Raw genomic sequence first — 21844 nt, forward strand, 5'->3', positions numbered from 1 at the left:
TAAATTAGAACAAATATTCAAAAATATAGTCTTTCAACCTTATGTAATTTAAAAATTTTATTCAATTTTTTATATTAAAAACTCATATTGGCAAGCTCTTTGCATCTCCTAAAAAGAAAAAAGCCTAGATTTTAAGGGCTCGTGAGAGCCCTAATTTTTTTAAGGAGTAATGCCATGAATGCTATCCCAACTTTAACGCCACTTGCTATGCCATGTAACAGCAGTTTTGATGCAAAAGATTGGGAAATTTTATCTACTCACTGGTATCCGGTTGCTCGTATTCAAGACGTCTCTACTGCACCCCAGCGAGTGACACTATTAGACGTGAATATGGCCCTGTATGAGACAGAAAGTAGTGAAATTCATCTGGTCCGAGATATTTGCCCCCATCGTGGTGTTCCTTTAACCAAAGGATGGGTAGACGGTGAGGAAATTGTTTGTCCTTATCATGGTCTACGCTATAACACCGAAGGGAAATGTACCCAAATACCAGCTCAACCCGAACTAACCAAGATCTCTGATCGTTTTTCTCTGACCAAATTTCCAGTTGTTCAACGTTATGGCCTCATTTGGACCAGTATTCATGGTCATGATGTTGCTCAAGCCAATATTCCAGTATTAGATACTTGGGATCAGACAGAGCATCAAGCAATTTTGCCACCATTTGTCGATATTGGCGGTTCTAGCGGACGTCAACTTGAAGGTTTTATCGATGTCGCTCATTTTGCTTGGGTACATCACAATGCCTTTGCAAATCGCGATAATCCCATCGTCCCTAAATATCACACTGAACGTACCAACTACGGCTTAAAAACGGTCTATATCAGTAATGTTAGTAACTATCCGCATGAATTAAAACATCTCGAACCAGAAGGCTTTTTGTGGAAGCGTACCTTTGATGTCTATCCACCTTTTTCAGCCGTGCTTACGGTCGATTTTCCAGAAGACGGTGTTTTAAAAATCTTGAACGCCTGTTGTCCTATCTCAAGTAATAAAACTCGTTTATTTGTTCCATTAACACGTAACTTTGATCAAACAGGCGATTTAGAAAACGTATATGCATTTAATGCTCAAATTTTTGCTGAAGACCAAGACATGGTCGAATCACAAAAGCCAGAAGAACTACCGCTAGATTTAATGATGGAAGCTCATTTTGAGGCTGACCGTTCATCAACGACTTATCGTCGGATCTTAGCTGAATGGGGACTAAGTAAACGTTATACCGTTTAAATCTTGGTTAACTGGGGTACAATCAACCGAAAAAAGTGAAAATATAAAGGCTTTCCATGTCATTGATCGCAAATACCACCGTTGTGCGTGGTCGTTTTTTAGATATTCAGCAAACTGTCTCTGAGCCAACTGATATTCCAAATCAAGTACGTTATTTGGAAGATGGTGTATTGATTAGTGAACATGGAAAAATCAAATGGTTTGGTGCATGGGATGAAGCTCAACAGCATCTTCCTGCTGGGGTTGAAGTTCAACATTACCCAGAACAATTGATTGTACCCGGCTTTATTGATACCCATATCCACTTCCCGCAAACCGAAATGGTGGGAGCATACGGCGAACAACTTTTAAGCTGGCTCAATACTTATACCTTTCCAACTGAAATCCAGTTTCAAGACAAAGCATATGCAAGTGAAATTGCCCAGTTCTTTATTCAAGAACTCTTAAAACACGGTACAACCACCGCTCTCGTTTTCTGTACAGTTCACCCTGAGTCTGTTGATGCTTTATTTGAAGCCGCAGAACACGTTCAGATGCGTTTAATTGCTGGTAAGGTTCTCATGGACCGTCATGCACCTGAAGCGCTGTGTGACACGCCAGAAACGGCTTACAGCGACACAAAAGCACTCATTGAAAAATGGCATGGCAAGGGCCGTGCGCTGTATGCCATTACACCACGTTTTGCGCCAACTTCTACACCTGAGCAATTAGAAAGAGCAGGGCAGTTAAAGCAAGAATTTCCTGATGTTTATGTACATACGCATTTAAGTGAAAACAAAGATGAAATCGCATGGGTGAAATCTTTATTTCCAGAACAAACAGGTTACTTAGATGTTTATCAACATTATGGCCTCACTGGTAAGCGCTCCGTGTTTGCTCATTGCGTTCACCTAGAAGATGAAGAGTGGCAATGTATGCATGATACTCAATCTGCTATCGCATTTTGTCCAACGTCAAACCTGTTCTTAGGTAGTGGTTTATTTCCATTGAAAAAAACGTGGGAAAAGCAAGTGAAAGTGGGCTTGGGTACAGATATCGGTGCTGGTACATCCTTTAGTTTGCTGCAAACTGTTAACGAAGCTTATAAGGTTCAGCAATTACAAGGCGATAAACTTTCAGCTTATGAAGCGCTCTATCATGCAACTTTAGGTGGAGCAAAAGCGCTTGACCTGCAAGATCAACTAGGAAACTTCAACATCGGTAAAGAAGCAGATTTTGTTGTCTTGAATCTTAAACCAACAGCATTACAGCAACTGCGCCAGTCTAAATCCAAATCTGTTGAAGATTCACTGTTTGCATTATTCACGTTAGGTGATGACCGAAATATTGAGGCGACTTATATTTATGGAAAACGTGCTTATCAAAAAGAAAAAGCCTAAACAAAATCGTGCTGTTAAGTTTTTGTTATTATTTGGAATATGTGCACTAGCATTAAAGCGTGATCGACATATTGCTCAAAATGATAAAATTTCTGGCTTATCAAAGGGTGCATGAAAAGTCATTTTGCTTTAAAATTTTACCATTAACTCAGATTTTAGAGGTGTTGCAGGTCAACACCTTTTTTATTTTTTCTTTTATATCTTGTAGGAATCTGACATGACTGTTGCAATGAGCATCATGATTTCAACCGAAGAAATTCAAGCAAAAGTCAAAGAGCTCGGCGAGCAAATTAACGCTCACTATGCAAATAGTGACAAAGAGTTGGTCCTGATTGGGCTACTGCGTGGTTCTGTTATTTTCATGGCAGACTTATGCCGCACGATTAACAAACCGCATGAACTCGACTTTATGACAGTGTCTAGCTACGGCGGCGGTACAACTTCAAGTCGAGATGTTAAAATCTTAAAAGATCTTGATGGTGAAATTCGCGGTAAAGATGTGTTGGTAGTTGAAGATATTATCGACTCAGGTAATACCTTAAGCAAAGTTATGGAAATGTTGCAAACTCGAGATCCAAATTCAATTCAATTGTGCACATTGGTGAGTAAACCATCTCGCCGTGAAATTGATCTTGAAGTTAAATTTTTAGGTTTTGAAGTTGAAGATAAGTTTATTGTTGGTTACGGCTTAGACTACGACCAAAAATATCGCCACTTACCATTTATTGGTGAAATTGGTTTATAAATTTCAAAAAAATAGCACTGAAAGGTGCTATTTTTTTATATAACGTTTTAGTTTTGAACAAAAAAGACACAAAAATTCGCAATCTGCTACAGACAAACTAGCAGGCTCTGAAGCACGATAGAATATGAAGCAAAATCATTAACTTCATCAAAAAAACAACTGGAGAACAAATATGTGGTCACTTATTGTTGCTATTGTGGTTGGTTTCTTTGCTGGTTTAATCGCTCGTGCCTTACATCCTGGCGATGATAAAGCAGGTTTTATCGTAACAACCCTCATCGGTATTGCAGGTTCACTTCTAGCTACCTATGGCGGACGATTACTGGGGCTTTACGGAGAAAATTCAGCGGCGGGCTTTATCGCATCTGTTATTGGCGCAGTGCTTATTCTCTTTATTTACAATTTAATCGCACGAAAAAGTTAATTACTTTCAGGCAATAAAAAAGCACCGAATGGTGCTTTTTTAATTTGTTTTATAAACCTAACTCTTTCCAAACAGCTTGAATTTCTTCTGCAGAACGAGCACCTACCAGTTTAAAACCATTTTCAAAAATCAAGGTAGGGGTACCATTAAAACCTAATCTCTTTCCAAGCTCTAAATTACGGTCAATTGGATTAGCACAGCTCGCAACTGTTGGTCTAACGCCTTGCTGAATCAGTTTTTTCCATGAATAGGATTGATTTGGCGCACACCAAACTTGCCTAGAAACCACAATAGACTGAGGCTTTAAAGGATAAATAAACGTATAAATTGTCACATCTTTCAGCTTGTCCAGTTCAGGTTCGAGCTGCTTACAATAAGGACAGTTGGGGTCAGAAAATACTGCTAAAACATGCTGTCCATTACCTTTAACCGTTTTAATTGCATCTTTTAAAGGAAGCTGTTTCCAGTCAATTGAGTTCTGTCCTAGAACTAGATCTTTAGTCAAATTCTTCTGATCTTTTAACCGAATCATAGAACCAACAAACATATGCTGACCATCTTCGCCCACATAGATGATTTGTTGATCCAGATTAGCGCTATATAGCCCAGGCATTTCGGTTTTCTGAATATTGCTAACTTTTAAATTAGGATATTGTTTTTTAATATTTTCTCTGACCGAGTCTACATTAGCGAAACTTAAACTCGCCGTTAAGCTAAATAATGCCAATATTCCTAATTTTTTAAGCATAAAACCAACTCATAGGTAAGAGAGAAGTTTATTTTAATCAGTTCAGATGATTAAAACAGAACTGATTACCGAGTTATAACCAAACTCCCACTCAGTTATGCCAATGTTTCACGTGGAACATAAACAGGTTTTAAATCGTTAATTTCTACCGAAATATGGACGATTTCATCATGAATCGATAAAGCATGACGAATCTGGTCTGCTGTTAAGGAAATATCATCAGTTTCGAGCACCAAAATACAAGAAAACTTGCCTTTTGCGACTTTCCAGACATGAATATCTGTAATTTCAATGTGTTTAGGAAACTCAGCAATCACTTCTCGAATTTCTTCAACCACAGGATGATCCATTTCTGCATCAAGAAGGGTTTTTCCTGTCTCTTTGATTAACCCAAGAGACCATTTTGCAACCAAAATAGCACCTAAAATTCCTAAAAGTGCATCTAAAAAGTCCCAGCCAAAATATTTACCCGCACAAAGCGCAATAATTGCAAAAACAGAGGTCACAGCATCTGCAACCACATGTAAAAATGCAGCTTTTTGGTTTAAATCGTGATGGTGATGGTGATGGTGATGGTGACCATCATCATGAAGTAACCACGCACAAATCAAGTTAATTACTAAACCTAAAATTGCAATCGGAATAGCTTCATTATAAAAAATCTCAACCGGATTAAATAAACGCTGAACCGACTGAAATGTCATAAAAATAGCTACAACCATAAGCAAAATTGCGCTGCTATAACCCGCTAAAATCTCGATTTTCCAAGTTCCAAAGCTAAAACGGTGATCTTTAGAATAATGACGGGCCGCACGATAGGCAAAGTAGGCTAAACCGAGTGCCAACATGTGCGAACTCATATGCCAACCATCAGCTAATAATGCCATTGAGTTAAAGAACCACCCACCAAATACTTCTAACACCATCATGGAAGCCGTTAAAATGGTTGCAATCAAAATACGTTTTTGTGCAAGTGGATTTCCTTCATCAAACTGATGTTGATGATGACGTGATACACTATGATCCTGCATAAAATTTAAACCCAATATACTCCCTACCAGTATATTGAATTATACAAGAGAACATAGATGAGTCACATTGGTCAGGATAAAAAAATACTTAATCGTGTAAAACGACTAAAAGGGCAAATTAACAGTATCGAGCATGCCGTTGAAAAGTCGGATCTTTCATGCATAGAAATACTGCAACAAGTTGCCGCAATTAAAGGTGCGATAAACGGTTTGATGAGTGAATTGATGGAACAGCACTTACATCACCATGTGCTCAAAGAAGCACAAGTTGATCAAAATGAGCTAGATGAGTTTTTAAAGGTTCTAAAAAGATACGGTTAACGAGATGACTGAATGACACAGCCATCTGCATCATTCAGAATTTTTTAATTATTTTCCAATACAAAATGAACCAAAGATTTTGCCTAACAGGTCATCAGCGCTAAAGTCACCGGTAATTTCACCTAAAGCATTCTGAGCAAGACGTAATGATTCAGCAACGAGTTCACCTGCATTAAATACAACAAGTTGCTCATGTGCCTCTGATAGATAGAGCTGTGTGCGCTTCATTGCGTCTAAATGACGCGTTCTCGCAATAAAGGTGTCTTCCTCAGGATGGAAGCCTGCATGCGCTGTAATCGCTTCTACGAGGCCTTGAACACCCATCTCTTGTTTTGCAGAAACGGTAATATGACGGAATCCTTGAAAATCACTTATTTCAGCTAACTGACCAGTTAAATCGCATTTATTACCAATTAACATTAAACGACGCGGCTCAATATGTTCAGCAAAATATTCTTGAGCGAGTTTTAATGGATCATCACCTTGATTTAGGTCATAAACCAGCAATAACAAATCAGCTTGTTCAATTTCTTTGATTGCTCTGCGAATCCCTTCTTTTTCAACGATATCACCCGTCTCACGAAGGCCCGCAGTGTCTGTTAAGGTGATTGGTAAGCCATTTAAGCTAATTTTTTCATGCAAAACATCACGAGTTGTACCAGCAATATCGGTCACAATTGCACGCTCAACACCAGCAAGCGCATTCAACAAGCTCGATTTACCCGCATTTGGTTTACCAGCAATAACGACTTGCAAACCTTCACGTAATAATTGACCTTGTCGTGCAGATGTTTGAACGGATTTTACCGATTGTTGTACGTCTTCAAGTAAAGCTAAAATTTTACCATCTGCCAAGAAATCGATTTCTTCTTCAGGAAAATCAATTGCGGCTTCTACATGTAAACGCAAATGAATCAGTTTTTCTAAAACGGTATTAATTTTGGTCGAAAAAGCACCTTGCAAAGAGCGAACAGCAGAACGTGCGGCAGCTTGCGATGTCGCATCAATCAAATCGGCAATGGCTTCTGCTTGAACCAAGTCCATCTTGCCATTTTCAAAAGCTCGCATGGAAAATTCACCAGCTTTTGCCGCGATTGCACCAAGCTCAAATAGACGACCAAGTAAGGCATTCTGAATGACTGGACCGCCATGCCCTTGTAGCTCTACAACATCTTCACCTGTAAACGAATGAGGATTTGGAAAACATAGGACAATCCCTTCATCCATAATGCTTCCATCAGCATCATAAAACTTCCGGAACCCCGCCATACGTGCTTCAGGCAAGTTTTTTTGTGTCAGGTTTTGAGCAATTTCATAAGCCTTAGGTCCCGATAGGCGAATCACGCCCACACCACCACGCCCTGGTGGCGTTGCAATTGCGGCAATCGTGGTTTGACTTTGCATATTATTCACCTAAAAACCTAAAATCCAGCCAAAGAAAAATCCGCCTAAGATTACCATCTTAAGCGGATTTATTCAGCAAAAGTTCAACGATTAAGATGCTGATTCAGTCTTACTTAAACGACTTTTCTCAACGCTCTTATTAATAAACGACTGCTGTAAAATAGTAATACTGTTGTTCACAATCCAGTACAACACGAGACCTGCAGGGAAGAACAGCATAAATACCGTGAACATAATCGGCATAATGCGGAACACTTTTGCCTGCATTGGGTCAGCTGGTTGTGGGTTCAACATTTGCTGTGCAAACATGGTAGCACCCATGATTAACGGCAAGATGAACCAAGGATCCATTGCTGACAAGTCTTGAATCCAGCCTAACCATGGTGCATGACGTAATTCCACACTTTCCATGAGTACCCAGTACAAGGCAAGGAAAATTGGCATTTGTAGCAACAATGGTAAACAACCTGAAAGCGGATTCACTTGTTCACGTTTGTATAAAGCCATCATTTCTTGCGAGAAGCGCATACGGTCTTCACCGAACTCTTCTTTCATGCGTTGCATTTCTGGTGCAATCACACGCATTTTCGCCATAGAACGATAACTTTTTGAAGATAAAGGCCACAAAATCATCTTCACCATAACGGTAAGTAAGATGATCGACCATCCCCAGTTGCCCACAATGCTATGGAAGAATTGAAGACCTAAGAACAATAACTTGGCAATCGGCCATAACCAGCCATAATCAACAGTCTGATTCAAACCAACCGCTAAATCTTTTAATTCAGCTTGAACTTTAGGACCTGAATAAAGTTTTGCGTCCACTTCCATTGAAGTGCCTGCTGGAACATTAATCACTGGTGAGGTAAAACCAATGATATTCATATGATCAGCAGATTGACGAGATTCAAGTTTAGCTACATAAGGCTGACCATTCGCTTGAGTCAGTTTAAGATTCCCAGGAATCCAAGCACTTACAAAATAATGCTGAACAATCGCAACCCATCCACCTTTCGCTTCAGTGCTTACTTTTTCTTCTGAGAAATTAGCAAACTTCAGCTTATTGTAATGTGACTCAGGCGTCCCCCAAGCTCCACCTAAGAAAGTTCCTAGAGTGAAAATACCTTGAGAAGATTTACCAGGATCGTCAGAGTTATCACGCTTTAATTGTCCAAACATCTGACCTTGCCAGCTTTGTTGGCTACGGTTAATAACTTGATGTCTTACAACAATTGGATATTGCCCTTGGGTGAAAGTAAAAGTTTTAATAATTTCAACGCCTTCAGGTGTCTTAAATACCATTGGAACGTTTAAAACTTTTTCAGATTGCCCCTTTTGATCCTGCACACCCTTAGCATCAGCCAAAGTATATGATGTTTTTTCAACAGCATATAATGGACGACCACCACGACTACTATCTGGTCCATTCAAACCAATTAAGCCAGATTGAGCAACATATGTACGCTTGGCATCATTTTCAAGCATAACAAATGGCTGATCGCTGTCTTTGCTTTTGTCGTGTGAGAGTAATTCAATACGAACAATATCACCACCTTTTGGATTGATCCAAATATGGTAAAGGTCAGTTTGTACTGAAATAAGCTGTTGATTCACAGGTGCAGTTGCATCTGTGGTTTGTGACTGCGCAATATTTGCTTGTGGCACATCGGAAGCCACTGTTGCATTTTTAGCATTTGGCAAATCAGCAGATACTTCATGTGAACTTACAGCCGCCGCTTGTTTTTGCGGTGCAGTTGCAGCATTTCCATAATCTTTTTGCCAAGCCAAAATGAGCAAATATGCGGTGACAAACATGGCCCCGAGAATTGCAAACCTGGCCCATTGTTGCATATCTATTACCCCAAATGGTTAGAGAGATTTTGCTTCAGTAAACGATCACGAAAGGGTACAGCAACATGATGCGTTTGAGAATCTATTTGATGAAACGAAATAAAACGAATTGCTTTTGGCGGTACCGGATCATATCCAGATCCTCCCCACGGATGACAACGACAAATCCGTTTAGAAGATAACCAAACGCCTCTTATCGCACCATGAGTTTGCAATGCTTCTATCGCATATTGGGAACAAGTCGGGATATAACGACAACGGGGTCCAAGAAGCGGACTAATCGCAATTTGATACAGTCGAATCAACCAACGTAGAAAACGAACCATTGGCTATCTCTTAATTCTGCGAGGTTGTGCCAACTTTAGAATGTTTTTTTGCTAAGCGCTGTAATTTTTGCCAAGCAAAATCTAATTGTTGATATAGCTCAGCATTCGTAATCGTTTCTATACCAACTTTCGGCATTACCACAATATCTATGTCTGATCCAAAATTCGGCTGATGTAGACGAAAGCTCTCACGAGCAAGACGTTTTATTCGATTTCTTTCATGTGCACGGCGCACTTTTTTCTTAGCAACAACAATACCCAAACGGCTATTAGGCTGTTCGGTTAATTTTGCAAGAAATAAAAAATGGGGTTGATGCACTTTAAAAAGCGCACCATCGAATACACTTTTATAATCTGCAGCACAGCGTATTCGCACATCTGTGCTGAAATTGTAAAGTGTCATCACACCCAAGTCTGGTCAGCGTAACAGTAATTAAACAGTTAAGCTATGACGACCTTTTGCACGACGACGAGCTAATACTTGACGACCAGCTTTAGTTGCCATACGAGCGCGGAAACCATGAACGCGTTTACGCTTTAATTCAGATGGCTGGAAAGTACGTTTCATATCGAAACTCCCAAAAATGATCTTTCTATAAAGGTCCGCGATTTTATTGTGCAATGTTTACGCTGTCAATGAAAAACCAAGAAAGTTTTGTATTTAACCCAAATTTTTAATCTCTCTACTTCCTTTTTATGATTTTCATAATTCAGTGCAATATATAGTTTTTAAAGTTATACACAAAGTAATTGTCTATTTTTATTAGAGCTTTTATTATATACACACCTTATATACATACTTATCAACAAAACAAGATATCATCTTGGCTTTGATTTACTGCATTTGAATTTAAATTCATATTTTGTAGTTATCCACAAAAGATCGCACCCCTATTAAATAAATTCAAATTTTAAAATTTATATTTATTCTTATTAGGAGCTACTTTTCCTGTGGATTTCGCACTTTTAAATTTAAAAAACATGTGTTTGGGTTGTTGATAACTCTGTTTCTATTATATTTATGGATTGTGGATAAGTTTATGTGATAATTTATCCACAGGTTGTGCAAAAAGTTATACACAAGTGGTTTTGAATTTAAATTTATTCACAAGAGATTTCTTTTTAGGCAAAATCAGTCGAATTCGTCATGACAGATGTGGATAACTTGGTTAGAATGGCGACCCCTTCTTATCAGGAAGGGTTAATCTTTAGATTATTTGAATTTAAAAATGCAGAAATAGGGGATACACATGCTTTGGACAGACTGCTTAACTCGCTTGCGACAAGAGCTCTCTGATAACGTCTTTGCGATGTGGATTCGCCCATTAGTTGCTGAAGAAGTAGAAGGAATACTACGTCTCTATGCTCCTAACCCTTATTGGACGCGTTACATTCAAGAGAACCATTTAGAATTAATTTCTATATTGGCTGAGCAGTTGTCAGAAGGGCGTGTCCGTCAGGTTGAGATTTTAGTTGATTCTCGTCCTGGGAGTATTTTGTCATCTGCAGAACAACCAGCAACCACTACTGCTGCTTTGCAATCTGCGCCACCACAAAGTATTAAAGTAAAAAAAGAGCCCGAGTCTGTTTCTAGTCCTCATACGAATAGTGTGGTCAACCCTAAAACAGCGAAAAAAAAGCTACTCAATCCTCAGTTTACTTTTTCTTTATTTGTTGAAGGCCGTTCGAACCAGATGGCTGCTGAAACATGTAGAAAAGTGTTAACTCAATTAGGTGCTTCACAGCATAACCCTTTGTTTTTATATGGCCCCACAGGGCTAGGTAAGACTCACTTAATGCAGGCAGTTGGCAATGCTTTACTACAAGCCAAACCTAATGCCCGTGTGATGTATATGACTTCTGAAAGTTTTGTTCAGGATTTTGTGAGTTCTTTACAAAAAGGCAAAGTAGAAGAGTTTAAGAAAAACTGCCGTTCTTTAGATTTATTATTGGTCGATGATATTCATCTCTTAGCAGGTAAAGAGGCGAGTCTAGTTGAATTCTTCTATACATTTAATGCTTTACTTGATGAATCTAAACAAATTATTTTAACTTCAGACCGTTATCCAAAAGAGTTAACAGAGTTAGATCCGCGTTTGGTTTCCCGTTTTTCTTGGGGACTTTCAGTAGGTGTTGAACCACCAGATATTGAAACTCGTATCGAAATTTTATTAAAGAAAGCGGAAAATAGCGGCGTTGATTTACCTCGAAATTGTGCCTTATTTATTGCACAACAAGTTGTTGCGAACGTGCGTGAACTTGAAGGGGCACTTAATAAAGTCGTTGCAATTTCCCGTTTTAAAGGTGCACCAATCGATCTTGATGTGGTTCGTGAGTCTTTAAAAGATGTGTTGGCGATCCGTGCACGAACAATTAGTGTAGAAAATATCCAGCGTGTGGTTAGTGAATATTTCCGTATCCCATTAAAAGAATTAGTAGGGCCAAAACGTACACGAATTTATGCTCGACCACGTCAGTTGGCAATGGGACTAGCTCGTGAGTTGACCGGTGATAGTTTTCCAGAAATTGGGATGGCTTTTGGTGGACGCGATCACAGTACAGTGATGCATGCTTGTGAAAAAGTAGCCAGTCTGCGAGAAGAAGATCCAATTTTTGACGAAGATTATAAAAATCTACTGCGTCTACTTCAGAGTTAATGAAATGATAAGACCTTGTTGCAAAGTCTACGTAAGTGCAGCATAGTACACAGCTAAAAAATGAAATATTTGCTCCAAGTTGCTAGAGGAATGAATCGTGCGTTTGAAAATCGCTAAAGAAAGTTTACTCAATGTTTTATCGCATGTTGTCGGTGCGGTAGAACGTCGTCATACATTGAATATTCTTTCAAACGTCAAAATTCAGACTAATGCTCAGGCGCTCACCATTACTGGTTCTGATCTAGAAGTCGAGCTGGTTGCGAGCACTGTTTTATCAGAAGGGGCATGCCTTGAAGCAGGGGAAACAACAGTCCCTGCTCGTAAGTTAATGGAAATTTGTAAATCATTGCCTACAGCTGCATTAATTGATTTACAAATTACTGAAGATCAAAGATGTATCTTAAAGTCTGGTAATAGCCGTTTTGTATTAGGGACTTTACCCGCAGAAGATTATCCATTATTGACGACTGAAAATAGTCAGGGTACTCAAGTACAAGTAACCCAACGTGAGTTAAAGCGTTTATTTGAAAAAACTGCTTTTGCGATGGCTGTACAAGATGTACGTTTCTATTTAACGGGTACTTTATTGGAAATTGATGAAAATCAATTACGTGCAGTAACAACAGATGGTCACCGTTTAGCACTTTGTGAAATTACAGCGTCTTCTACATCAGCTCAATTGGTGCAGGCTATTGTACCTCGTAAAGCTGTTGGTGAATTACAGCGTTTACTGAGTATTGAAGATGAACAATTAACATTGTTGATTGGTCGTGAATTGTTAAATGTAACCATCAATACACCAAGTCGTGATAAAGAACAAGGCAATATTACTGTTCGTTTTACTACAAAATTGATTGATGGAAAATTCCCTGATTATCGTCGCGTGATTCCACGTGGTGGCGATAAACATGTATTAATTAGCCATGATGTATTTAAGCAATCATTACAACGTGTCGCAATTTTGAGTAATGAAAAGTTGCGTGGTGTTTTCTTGAATTTTAATCAGGATTCTTTACAGCTTCGTGCGAATAACCCTGAGCAAGATGAGGCTATTGAAGATTTAGCTATTCAATATCAAAATATACCACTCGAAATGTCATTTAATGCGCAATATTTACTTGAAGTATTGGGTGTGCTTGATGGCGATGACGTAAATATGAGTATGAGTGAGGCGAATCAGTCTGTTTTGGTTCAAGACCCAGCACATACTGATCAAACTTATGTAGTTATGCCGATGCGTGTATAGTCTGGCTATCTAATATGCATCTTACGCGCTTAAATATTGAACGTGTGCGTAATTTAAAAACGGTTGCACTCCAAGAGTTGCAACCGTTTAATATATTTTATGGCGCTAATGGTTCAGGAAAAACCTCAATTCTGGAAGCAATTCATTTGCTTGCAACAGGGCGATCGTTCCGCACTCATATTCCTAAAAATTATATTCAGTATGCGGCCGAAGATGCGATTGTCTTTGCACAGTCTAGTACTGAGAAAATTGGCATGCAAAAGTTGGCTTCTGGTGAGCAGTTGATGAAAGTCAATGGCGACACCGTGGCTACCCAAGGCCAACTTGCTAAATTACTTCCTTTGCAACACCTTGATCCACAAAGTACAGATATTATTGACCATGGGGCAAAACCACGACGCCAACTTTTGGATTGGCTGATGTTCCACGTGGAACCTGAGTTTTATTTTGCATGGCAATATTACTCGCGTGCATTAAAACAACGTAATACTTTACTTAAAACCCGAAGAAATTTGTCTTTGGCTGATTTAGAGCCTTGGAACAAAATGCTGAGTGACTATGGCGAAATTTTGCACTCTCAGCGGTTGGGTATTGTGGAACAATGGAATATCTTTTTTCAAAATGATTTGAGTCAATTACTCCCTGATCTTGAAATAGAACTGGAATACAGTCCAGGTTTTCATACGGAGCAGGGACTCATGCAAGACCTGCTTAATCAACACCAAAAAGACATCGAACGACGTTATACCGAATATGGTCCACATCGAGCCGATTTGCGCTTAAAAACCCCTTATGGACATGCTGATGTGGTTTTATCAAGAGGTCAGAAAAAACTGCTGATTATTGCCTTAAAACTGTCACAAATTGCAATGTTGCATGCGAGTAATAAGGAAACTGTGGTATTATTAGATGATCTGACAGCAGAATTAGACTTAACCGCACAACAACGTTTAATTGAACGATTAAGCCAACTTGGTAGCCAGGTTTTTATGACAACTTTAGATCATGCATCGGTAAAAAAACATTTACATGATTTGTCTATTTCATATCAATTATTCAATGTTGAATCCGGTCAAGTTAGTCTTGCTTCACCATAATTTTTTGATGTTACCCATCTTTGAATAAACCTATATTTGCTAGGGAGAAACCATGAGTTCAGAGTCTCAATCAGCCTCTCAAACAGAACAAACCAATGAAAAGGCTTATGATTCCTCTAGTATTAAAGTATTACGTGGATTAGATGCAGTTCGTAAACGTCCGGGTATGTATATTGGGGATACAGACGACGGTACCGGTTTACACCATATGGTATTCGAGGTAGTCGATAACGCAATCGATGAAGCTTTAGCTGGGCATTGTGATGAAATTATTGTCACTATTCATGAAGATGAATCGGTGAGTGTTTCTGATAATGGTCGTGGTATTCCAACCGATATTCACCCTGAAGAAGGTGTTTCTGCTGCGGAAGTAATTCTTACCATTCTGCACGCAGGCGGTAAGTTTGATGACAACAGCTATAAGGTTTCAGGTGGTTTACACGGTGTAGGTGTTTCTGTAGTAAATGCACTTTCGAGTAAATTACATTTAATGATTTCTCGTGCTGGTCAAGTGCATGAGCAAGAATATCAACACGGTGATCCGCAATATCCATTACGTGTGATTGGTGAGACGGATAAGAGTGGTACAACAGTACGTTTTTGGCCAAGTGAATTAACATTTACCCAAACCATTTTTAACGTAGAAATTCTAGCACGCCGTTTACGTGAGCTTTCATTCTTAAACGCGGGCGTACGTATTGTATTACGCGATGAACGTATTAACCTTGAACATGTATATGACTACGAAGGTGGATTATCTGAGTTTGTAAAATACATTAACGAAGGTAAAACTCATCTAAATGAGATTTTCCATTTTACTGCGGATACAGATAGCGGTATTGGTGTAGAAGTAGCCTTGCAGTGGAATGAAAGTTATCAAGAAAACGTTCGTTGTTTTACCAATAACATTCCTCAAAAAGATGGCGGTAGCCATTTAGCTGGTTTCCGTGCAGCTTTGACGCGTGGTTTAAACCAATATCTTGAAAATGAAAATATTCTCAAGAAAGAAAAAGTCAATGTAACGGGCGACGATGCACGTGAAGGTTTAACCGCTATTATTTCGGTAAAAGTACCTGATCCAAAATTCTCATCTCAAACCAAAGAAAAACTGGTATCGAGTGAAGTAAAACCTGCTGTTGAGCAAGCAATGAACAAAGAGTTCTCTGCTTACTTACTTGAAAACCCGCAAGCTGCAAAGTCAATTGCTGGTAAGATTATTGATGCTGCACGTGCGCGTGATGCTGCACGTAAAGCGCGTGAAATGACGCGTCGTAAGAGCGCACTTGATATTGCTGGTTTACCAGGAAAATTGGCAGATTGTCAGGAAAAAGATCCAGCACTTTCTGAATTATATCTTGTCGAGGGTGACTCTGCGGGTGGTAGTGCCAAGCAAGGCCGTAACCGTAAAATGCAGGCTATTTTGCCGTTGAAAGGTAAAATCCTGAACGTTGAACGTGCACGCTTTGACAAAATGATTTCTAGTCAGGAAGTGGGTACTTTAATTACTGCTCTCGGCTGTGGTATTGGTCGTGAAGAATATAATCCTGACAAGCTACGCTATCATAAAATCATTATCATGACCGATGCTGACGTTGATGGTTCGCATATTCGAACTTTGTTGTTAACGTTCTTCTTCCGTCAAATGCCAGAATTGGTTGAGCGTGGGTATATCTATATTGCACAGCCACCTTTATACAAATTGAAAAAAGGTAAGCAGGAACAATACATCAAAGATAATGATGCATTGGAAAATTATTTAATTTCAAATGCGATAGATGAGCTATCTTTGCATACCAATGCTGAAGCACCATCAATTACAGGTGAAGCACTTGCTAAAGTCATTCAGGATTATCAAGTTTCGCAAAAGAGCTTACAGCGCTTAACGTTACGTTACCCAGCTAGCTTACTAGATGCTTTACTTGAAATAGAGGCATTCAAGAGCGATCAAAATCATGATGAAGCTTATGTACAACAATGGGCTGATCAAGTAAAAGATATCATTACAAGATTACAGCCAAGTTTACGTCCGGAAATTACGCTAGAGTCATTTGAGCGTGAAAATGCTCAGGGTGAAAAATCTGCGCATTATTGGCCGCGTATTACGGTATATGTTCATAACCTTCCACATGCATATTTGCTTGATGCAGGTTTATTGAACTCAGCTGAGTATGCTCGTTTGCTGAAAAACTCGAAGAGTTGGTTCAGTTTGCTTGAAGATGGTGCTTATTTACAAAAAGGTGATCGCCGTATTCAAGTGGCTAACTTCCATCAAGTTTGGCAGCATATTTTGCAAGATTCGCGCCGCGGTATGATGATCCAACGCTATAAAGGTCTTGGTGAGATGAATGCTGAGCAGCTTTGGGAAACGACAATGGACCCTGAAAACCGTCATATGTTACAGGTAACCATTGACGATGCGATTGAAGCAGATCGTATGTTCTCTTGCTTAATGGGTGATGATGTGGAACCACGTCGTGCATTCATTGAAGAGAATGCTTTAAATGCTGATATTGATGCTTAATTCATAACATGATTCTAAATCAGTCTAGGGAGAGAAGATGATGGGTCAGAAATTGTTAGCTAGCTTGTTAATCTCATGTGTTTTTTTAGGAAGCTCTGCTGTTTGGGCGGCTGATTTAGAAACGAATATGAAAACTTTAGCTAAGAGCACTAAAACATTTGCTGAAGCGAAAGATGCTGCTAATGCGAAACAACAGCTTGTTGTAATGCGTGAAGCAGCAGTTTCTTCTAAGCAATATTTGCCGCATAAACTCGAAGGTTTACCTTCAGGAAATGTGGAGGTAAAAGAGTACCAAGCTGGTTTAGATCAGCTTGTTGCTGAGATTGATAAAGTAACTGCATTGGTTGAGCACGGACAGTTAGATCAAGCAAAAACTGAAGCAATGAATTTAGTTAAAATTCGAAATGAAAATCATAAAAAATTTAGATAATCTTTTTTATGATGATTTAACAAAAGACTTTGTTTAATTTTAAACAAAGTCTTTTGTTTTATAAGAAAAATAAATTTGTAAACTGCTATTCTCTTGGATACTCATTTATTACAAGAGAATATAATTTTGAAAAACACACAAAAACTTTTATACATTGTAATCTTATTTTTTAATTGCTTATTTCAACTGCATGCTGCCACAGTACCCACTTTTTACGGAAAATTAGTATTTCATCGTTATAGTGATTATGACGCATGGGACAGTAAGCTTTATCTTTATAATTTCACAACGCAGCAAACCACATTACTGGGCACAAACTGGAAAATTGACCACATGATGAATGGTCATTTTTCTCCAGATGGAAAATGGCTCACTTTTATGGGAGTTAATTCTGGACAGCATTATGGTGATGCATGGGATGTTTATGCTTGGAGAGTGGGGAGCACGGAATTACCAATCAATTTAACCCAAGGGAATAACAAGCGGGATGAAGATCCTAAATTTCTAGATAACCAACGTATTATTTTTAAGCAAAATGGCGATTTAAAAATCGTTAAAATGATTGATCGCACGATTACTTCTGTCACTCAAAATGGTTGGGATATCGAAGAGTCAATGCCTTATCCAATGGTCAATACTACGCAAATCTTATATGCCAAAGGTGCAAGTAGTAATTCTAGAATTTTTAGTATTGATCAGTCGGGTGCATATGATACACAGCTAACCAATATTGCCTCATATTATCCAGTATGGTGGAAGGGAAGCCAGTTTTTATATGTGCGTTGGTATAGCCCAACAAATGCTCATGATCAGATCTATGTTTATGATACGACCACCAAACAAACCACTCGTTTGCCTTTTAATAGTACAGTCGTAAATACATCAGATCCGGCACCTTTAGACCAGCGGTATATGGTGGTTTCTCTAGCGGGGCAGACAGGAAGCCGTGGCGGTTATGATTTATATATTGCAGATAGTTTATCAAGCAATGTTTGGCCTTTGCCAATCAATACCAATTTAAATGAATTAGGGGCTTTTTATACCCCTTATTAATTAATAAAAAAGCCGATTAAGAAATCGGCTTTTTTATTTTGAAAAATAGATTAATCAAAAGAGGCTTCCATCTCTTCTAATTCCATCATGAGTTCTAAAAGCTGTTCTTCATATTGCTCAAGTTTAGCTTTCAGCTCAGTCTGTTCATTCATAAGCTTGAGTAGATCATCCTTACGTGCTGCATCATATAAAGATGTATCTGCTAAAGACTCTTCAATTTTGGCAAGTTGTGGTTGAAGTTTCTCAATCTGAGATTCAATTTTTTCGATATTTTTACGAATAGGTCTGGTTTGTTCACGACGGCGAGCTGCTTCTTTACGCTGTGCTTCTTTATCGACTTTAGTGGGAGTTGGAGCGGCAGAGGAAGAATTATTCTGTGCTACAGCAGTCTGAGCATTTATGAGTTGCTGACGTGCTTCACGTAGCCATTTTGCATAATCCTGTAAATCACCTTCGAACTCGGTACATTTACCGCCGTGTACCAAAAGAAGCTCGTCACAAACACTTGCAATGAGTTGACGTTCGTGGGAAACCAATACGACAGCGCCTTCAAAATCTTGTAATGCCATGCTCAATGCATGACGCATATCAAGATCTAAATGGTTCGTCGGTTCATCCAGAATCAAAACATTTGGACGCTGCCATACAATCAGTGCGAGGGCCAAACGAGCACGCTCTCCACCAGAAAAGGTTTCACATGGAGTATCCATGCGTTCACCACTAAAGCCAAAACTACCTAAAAAAGAACGTAAGGTCGCTTCACTAATTTGTTTACCTGCTAAACGGGCAATTTGTAACATTGGAGTAGCATGGCCATCTAAAGCATCCATTTGGTGCTGTGCAAAGTAACCAATATTAAGTAACTCTGATGCCTTGCGTTCACCAGCTAAGAGCGGTAAATCACCCACTAAGCTCTTAATTAAGGTCGATTTACCTGCGCCGTTCATACCAAGTAAACCAATACGAGAGGTTGGTGTAATTTGTAATCTGATTTTTTCGGCGATTTGTTTATCGCCATAACCAATGCTGGCATTGTCTAAAGTCAGTAACGGCGAACTCATTTTGGTTGGTTCACGGAAACTAAACGTAAAAGGTGTATCAATATGAGCTGGAGCGAGCTCTTGCATGCGTTCAAGTTGTTTAATTCGACTTTGTGCCTGACGAGCTTTAGTCGCTTTTGCTTTAAAACGGTCAATAAATTTTTGTAGGTGAGCACGTGTTTCTTGTTGCTTCTCAAAAGCTTGTTGCTGCTGAGCAAGACGTTCACTACGCGTGGTTTCAAATGTAGAGTAATTTCCGGTGTAAAGCGTGAGCTCCTGATTTTCAATATGCAGAATATGATCTGTAATCGCATCTAAAAAGTCGCGGTCATGCGAAATTAGAATGAGTGTACCTTCATAGGCTTTAAGCCAATCTTCTAACCACAAAATTGCATCTAAGTCTAAGTGGTTGGTTGGTTCGTCTAGTAATAATAAATCTGAACGGCTCATTAGGGTACGCGCCAAATTTAAACGCATACGCCATCCACCTGAGAAACTCTCAACGTTTAAACGCAATTGATTTTCTAGAAAACCAAGACCAGCCATAAGCTGAGCTGCTTTAGATGGCGCTGAATAACCATGAATTTCATCAAAGCGGCCATGCAATTTAGCTAATTCAAAGTCACTCAGTTGATCTGGTTGAGCAAGCTTATTTTGAATATCCCAAAACTCTTCATCACCTGAGAGAACAAAATCAATTGCAGGCATGTCTAGTGCTTTTATTTCTTGCGCCATATGCGCCACAATCCAGCCTGAAGGACGAGTAAGTGAACCTTCATCTGCACCTAAGCTACCTAGTAACGCTGCAAATAAGGTTGATTTACCTGCACCATTGACCCCAGTCAGACCAATTTTCCAACCTGGGTGTAATTGCATAGACGCTTTTTGAAATAGAATACGTCCACCGCGGCGTAAAGAAACTTGGTCAAATTGAATCATCTTATTGTATCGAGGTGAGTGAGGAATGCCGTATTTTAAAGAGAACTGCCGATGAAAACAAAACTTTCCGGATTTTAGTTAGAAGCGGACAACAATTGTATACATCGAAATATTCTAGGTTCAGCTATTCATCCGAAATGTCTTCAATATTGAACAAGATAGAACACTTTTTTAAAAAAATGACTAAAATAAAAACAGTTTAAAGTTTGGTTGATTAATGAGCTACTAATAAAACTAGACTAAGGAAAGTCAAATGAAAAAAAGATTGGGGATAATTAGTGCAGTATTTTGCTGCGCTATGGGAACAGCACATGCGGGACAAAATGTGTGTGTATTTGATTTATTAGGGAAGTCAGGTGAATCTTATAAATTGATGGAAGAGTGGGCGCTTGCAGCGAAAGAGTGGCAAGCTGATGTCACCTTAATTCCATTTCAAGATGAAGGTTTGGTTGACCGTAGACTGCGTGAAGGCAAATGTGATGCTGCTTATATGACCTCCATGCGGGCACGAAACTATAATAAATTTGCAGGTTCTATCGATGCGATTGGTGGGGTAACCAGTAATGCTATTGCGCAAAAAGCGATTAGCTACGTTTTAGATAAACGCAATAAACATCGCATGGTGACTGCTCAGAATGGAGCAAATTATGAGGTTGTCGGTATTGTTCAGATTGGTCTGGCATATTTATTTGTAAGAGACAAAAATCTGAATTCCATTGAAAAAGTTCGCGGTAAAAAATTCGCTATTTTGCATTATGACCTTGCTCAAAAAATTATGGTAGAAAGTGTAGGGGCGCAGCCCATTCCTTCTGAAATTAATGATTTTGTGAAAAAGTTTAATACTGGACAAGTCGATGCAATTGCTGCGCCTGCTTATGCTTATAAACCACTAGAGATTGGCAAAGGTATTGGCACCAAAGGGGCCATGTTTAATTTTCCAGTGGTGAATGTTACTGGAGATTTAATTGCGAGAACTGATAAGTTCCCTACAGATTTTGGCATAAAATCACGTGATTGGTTTATACAAAAATTACCTCAAAACTTTGCCATGATAAAGCGGTTAGAAATGGGTGTACCATCAAAAATTAGAATGAATTTTTCAGCAGACGATAAAATCAAATATCAAAAACTTTTGCGAGATGGGCGACTCAACTTAACCAAACAGGGTGTATATGATGCGATCATGATGAGTGTACTTAAGCGTGCTCGCTGTACAGTCGAACGGACAAATTTTGAATGTACGCTTAATGGAGAGTAGATTATTTTTTCATCACAAAAACCCTACATATATTTCCATACTGAATATGGGTATGAAAATTGTGAATATAAAAAGTAACTTACGGAAACTTAGTGATTTTTACTACTAATAAATAATTTAAATTGAACAAACAATGGTTCAATC

General features: G+C 38.9%; 20 protein-coding genes. 12 read left to right on the forward strand and 8 right to left on the reverse strand.

Annotated elements, in window-relative coordinates; translation table 11 throughout:
* Window positions 1–174 precede the first annotated feature (174 nt).
* From HL290_RS17690 to HL290_RS17705, 4 genes are all read left to right on the forward strand, one after another.
* Complete coding sequence (locus tag HL290_RS17690; protein ID WP_198497149.1) at window positions 175–1230, forward strand: aromatic ring-hydroxylating oxygenase subunit alpha; 1056 nt, start codon at window positions 175–177, stop codon at window positions 1228–1230.
* Window positions 1231–1286: 56 nt separating this feature from the next.
* Window positions 1287–2609 (forward strand): guanine deaminase, encoded by a 1323-nt coding sequence (guaD, locus tag HL290_RS17695; protein ID WP_198497150.1) that lies wholly within the window; start codon window positions 1287–1289, stop codon window positions 2607–2609.
* A gap of 217 nt (window positions 2610–2826) precedes the next feature.
* Window positions 2827–3354, forward strand: a complete 528-nt coding sequence (gene hpt / locus HL290_RS17700) for a hypoxanthine phosphoribosyltransferase (RefSeq protein WP_151745247.1) — start codon at window positions 2827–2829, stop codon at window positions 3352–3354.
* Window positions 3355–3526: 172 nt separating this feature from the next.
* On the forward strand, window positions 3527–3778 hold the full coding sequence (locus tag HL290_RS17705) for a GlsB/YeaQ/YmgE family stress response membrane protein (RefSeq protein ID WP_045437771.1): 252 nt from the start codon (window positions 3527–3529) through the stop codon (window positions 3776–3778).
* Between the two features lie 49 nt (window positions 3779–3827).
* Here HL290_RS17705 and HL290_RS17710 read toward each other — a convergent pair whose 3' ends face one another.
* Window positions 3828–4526 carry a DsbC family protein gene (locus tag HL290_RS17710; protein ID WP_198497151.1) on the reverse strand — a complete coding sequence of 233 codons (699 nt, stop codon included), beginning with the start codon at window positions 4524–4526 and terminating at the stop codon, window positions 3828–3830.
* 95 nt (window positions 4527–4621) lie between these two features.
* Window positions 4622–5557, reverse strand: a complete 936-nt coding sequence (gene dmeF, locus HL290_RS17715) for a CDF family Co(II)/Ni(II) efflux transporter DmeF (RefSeq protein ID WP_198497152.1) — start codon at window positions 5555–5557, stop codon at window positions 4622–4624.
* A gap of 57 nt (window positions 5558–5614) precedes the next feature.
* Here dmeF and HL290_RS17720 point away from each other — a divergent pair, with 57 nt between their 5' ends.
* A complete protein-coding gene (locus HL290_RS17720) occupies window positions 5615–5878 on the forward strand; it encodes a metal/formaldehyde-sensitive transcriptional repressor (RefSeq protein WP_198497153.1) in 264 nt (87 codons plus the stop codon).
* 48 nt (window positions 5879–5926) lie between these two features.
* On the opposite strand, the gene mnmE is transcribed toward HL290_RS17720, so the two are convergent.
* The 5 genes from mnmE to rpmH all read right to left on the reverse strand — a co-directional run bounded on the left by mnmE (window position 5927) and on the right by rpmH (window position 10027).
* Window positions 5927–7282: a tRNA uridine-5-carboxymethylaminomethyl(34) synthesis GTPase MnmE gene (gene mnmE / locus HL290_RS17725; protein ID WP_056484364.1), complete on the reverse strand. Its 1356-nt coding sequence runs from the start codon at window positions 7280–7282 to the stop codon at window positions 5927–5929.
* 90 nt (window positions 7283–7372) lie between these two features.
* Complete coding sequence (gene yidC / locus HL290_RS17730; RefSeq protein ID WP_017391213.1) at window positions 7373–9133, reverse strand: membrane protein insertase YidC; 1761 nt, start codon at window positions 9131–9133, stop codon at window positions 7373–7375.
* A 5-nt stretch (window positions 9134–9138) separates the two neighbouring features.
* Window positions 9139–9459, reverse strand: coding sequence for a membrane protein insertion efficiency factor YidD (gene yidD, locus HL290_RS17735; protein WP_151745251.1), 321 nt, complete (start codon window positions 9457–9459; stop codon window positions 9139–9141).
* A 10-nt stretch (window positions 9460–9469) separates the two neighbouring features.
* Complete coding sequence (gene rnpA / locus HL290_RS17740) at window positions 9470–9862, reverse strand: ribonuclease P protein component (protein WP_004640245.1); 393 nt, start codon at window positions 9860–9862, stop codon at window positions 9470–9472.
* Window positions 9863–9892: 30 nt separating this feature from the next.
* The gene (rpmH, locus tag HL290_RS17745) at window positions 9893–10027 is read right to left on the reverse strand and encodes a 50S ribosomal protein L34 (RefSeq protein ID WP_000831329.1); all 135 of its coding nucleotides are present in this window, start codon (window positions 10025–10027) and stop codon (window positions 9893–9895) included.
* A 682-nt stretch (window positions 10028–10709) separates the two neighbouring features.
* Between rpmH and dnaA the strand changes: the two genes are divergently transcribed.
* The 6 genes from dnaA (at window position 10710) to HL290_RS17775 (ending at window position 18463) form a co-directional block, all read left to right on the forward strand.
* The gene (dnaA, locus tag HL290_RS17750; protein WP_004640242.1) at window positions 10710–12116 is read left to right on the forward strand and encodes a chromosomal replication initiator protein DnaA; all 1407 of its coding nucleotides are present in this window, start codon (window positions 10710–10712) and stop codon (window positions 12114–12116) included.
* A gap of 97 nt (window positions 12117–12213) precedes the next feature.
* On the forward strand, window positions 12214–13362 hold the full coding sequence (gene dnaN / locus HL290_RS17755) for a DNA polymerase III subunit beta (protein ID WP_005045339.1): 1149 nt from the start codon (window positions 12214–12216) through the stop codon (window positions 13360–13362).
* Between the two features lie 14 nt (window positions 13363–13376).
* On the forward strand, window positions 13377–14459 hold the full coding sequence (gene recF / locus HL290_RS17760) for a DNA replication/repair protein RecF (RefSeq protein WP_198497154.1): 1083 nt from the start codon (window positions 13377–13379) through the stop codon (window positions 14457–14459).
* A 52-nt stretch (window positions 14460–14511) separates the two neighbouring features.
* Window positions 14512–16980, forward strand: coding sequence for a DNA topoisomerase (ATP-hydrolyzing) subunit B (gene gyrB, locus HL290_RS17765; RefSeq protein ID WP_003656037.1), 2469 nt, complete (start codon window positions 14512–14514; stop codon window positions 16978–16980).
* Window positions 16981–17017: 37 nt separating this feature from the next.
* Complete coding sequence (cybC, locus tag HL290_RS17770; protein WP_198497155.1) at window positions 17018–17410, forward strand: cytochrome b562; 393 nt, start codon at window positions 17018–17020, stop codon at window positions 17408–17410.
* A 126-nt stretch (window positions 17411–17536) separates the two neighbouring features.
* Window positions 17537–18463, forward strand: a complete 927-nt coding sequence (locus HL290_RS17775) for a hypothetical protein (protein ID WP_198497156.1) — start codon at window positions 17537–17539, stop codon at window positions 18461–18463.
* A gap of 50 nt (window positions 18464–18513) precedes the next feature.
* On the opposite strand, the gene HL290_RS17780 is transcribed toward HL290_RS17775, so the two are convergent.
* Window positions 18514–20442, reverse strand: coding sequence for an ATP-binding cassette domain-containing protein (locus HL290_RS17780; RefSeq protein ID WP_005045347.1), 1929 nt, complete (start codon window positions 20440–20442; stop codon window positions 18514–18516).
* Window positions 20443–20695: 253 nt separating this feature from the next.
* On the opposite strand from HL290_RS17780, the gene HL290_RS17785 reads away from it, so the two are divergent.
* On the forward strand, window positions 20696–21700 hold the full coding sequence (locus tag HL290_RS17785; protein WP_198497157.1) for a putative solute-binding protein: 1005 nt from the start codon (window positions 20696–20698) through the stop codon (window positions 21698–21700).
* Window positions 21701–21844 lie beyond the last annotated feature (144 nt).

The sequence above is a fragment of the Acinetobacter sp. AC1-2 genome (genome assembly GCF_016124155.1).
GTDB lineage: Bacteria > Pseudomonadota > Gammaproteobacteria > Pseudomonadales > Moraxellaceae > Acinetobacter > Acinetobacter calcoaceticus.

What these genes read in the sequence shown, in the direction of transcription:
- HL290_RS17690 (WP_198497149.1), top strand. Translation starts at nt 175, where the DNA reads ATGAATGCTATCCCAACTTTAACGCCACTTGCTATGCCATGTAACAGC.
- guaD (WP_198497150.1), top strand. Translation starts at nt 1,287, where the DNA reads ATGTCATTGATCGCAAATACCACCGTTGTGCGTGGTCGTTTTTTAGAT.
- hpt (WP_151745247.1), top strand. Translation starts at nt 2,827, where the DNA reads ATGACTGTTGCAATGAGCATCATGATTTCAACCGAAGAAATTCAAGCA.
- HL290_RS17705 (WP_045437771.1), top strand. Translation starts at nt 3,527, where the DNA reads ATGTGGTCACTTATTGTTGCTATTGTGGTTGGTTTCTTTGCTGGTTTA.
- HL290_RS17710 (WP_198497151.1), bottom strand. Translation starts at nt 4,526, where the DNA reads ATGCTTAAAAAATTAGGAATATTGGCATTATTTAGCTTAACGGCGAGT.
- dmeF (WP_198497152.1), bottom strand. Translation starts at nt 5,557, where the DNA reads ATGCAGGATCATAGTGTATCACGTCATCATCAACATCAGTTTGATGAA.
- HL290_RS17720 (WP_198497153.1), top strand. Translation starts at nt 5,615, where the DNA reads ATGAGTCACATTGGTCAGGATAAAAAAATACTTAATCGTGTAAAACGA.
- mnmE (WP_056484364.1), bottom strand. Translation starts at nt 7,282, where the DNA reads ATGCAAAGTCAAACCACGATTGCCGCAATTGCAACGCCACCAGGGCGT.
- yidC (WP_017391213.1), bottom strand. Translation starts at nt 9,133, where the DNA reads ATGCAACAATGGGCCAGGTTTGCAATTCTCGGGGCCATGTTTGTCACC.
- yidD (WP_151745251.1), bottom strand. Translation starts at nt 9,459, where the DNA reads ATGGTTCGTTTTCTACGTTGGTTGATTCGACTGTATCAAATTGCGATT.
- rnpA (WP_004640245.1), bottom strand. Translation starts at nt 9,862, where the DNA reads ATGACACTTTACAATTTCAGCACAGATGTGCGAATACGCTGTGCTGCA.
- rpmH (WP_000831329.1), bottom strand. Translation starts at nt 10,027, where the DNA reads ATGAAACGTACTTTCCAGCCATCTGAATTAAAGCGTAAACGCGTTCAT.
- dnaA (WP_004640242.1), top strand. Translation starts at nt 10,710, where the DNA reads ATGCTTTGGACAGACTGCTTAACTCGCTTGCGACAAGAGCTCTCTGAT.
- recF (WP_198497154.1), top strand. Translation starts at nt 13,377, where the DNA reads ATGCATCTTACGCGCTTAAATATTGAACGTGTGCGTAATTTAAAAACG.
- gyrB (WP_003656037.1), top strand. Translation starts at nt 14,512, where the DNA reads ATGAGTTCAGAGTCTCAATCAGCCTCTCAAACAGAACAAACCAATGAA.
- cybC (WP_198497155.1), top strand. Translation starts at nt 17,018, where the DNA reads ATGATGGGTCAGAAATTGTTAGCTAGCTTGTTAATCTCATGTGTTTTT.
- HL290_RS17780 (WP_005045347.1), bottom strand. Translation starts at nt 20,442, where the DNA reads ATGATTCAATTTGACCAAGTTTCTTTACGCCGCGGTGGACGTATTCTA.
- HL290_RS17785 (WP_198497157.1), top strand. Translation starts at nt 20,696, where the DNA reads ATGAAAAAAAGATTGGGGATAATTAGTGCAGTATTTTGCTGCGCTATG.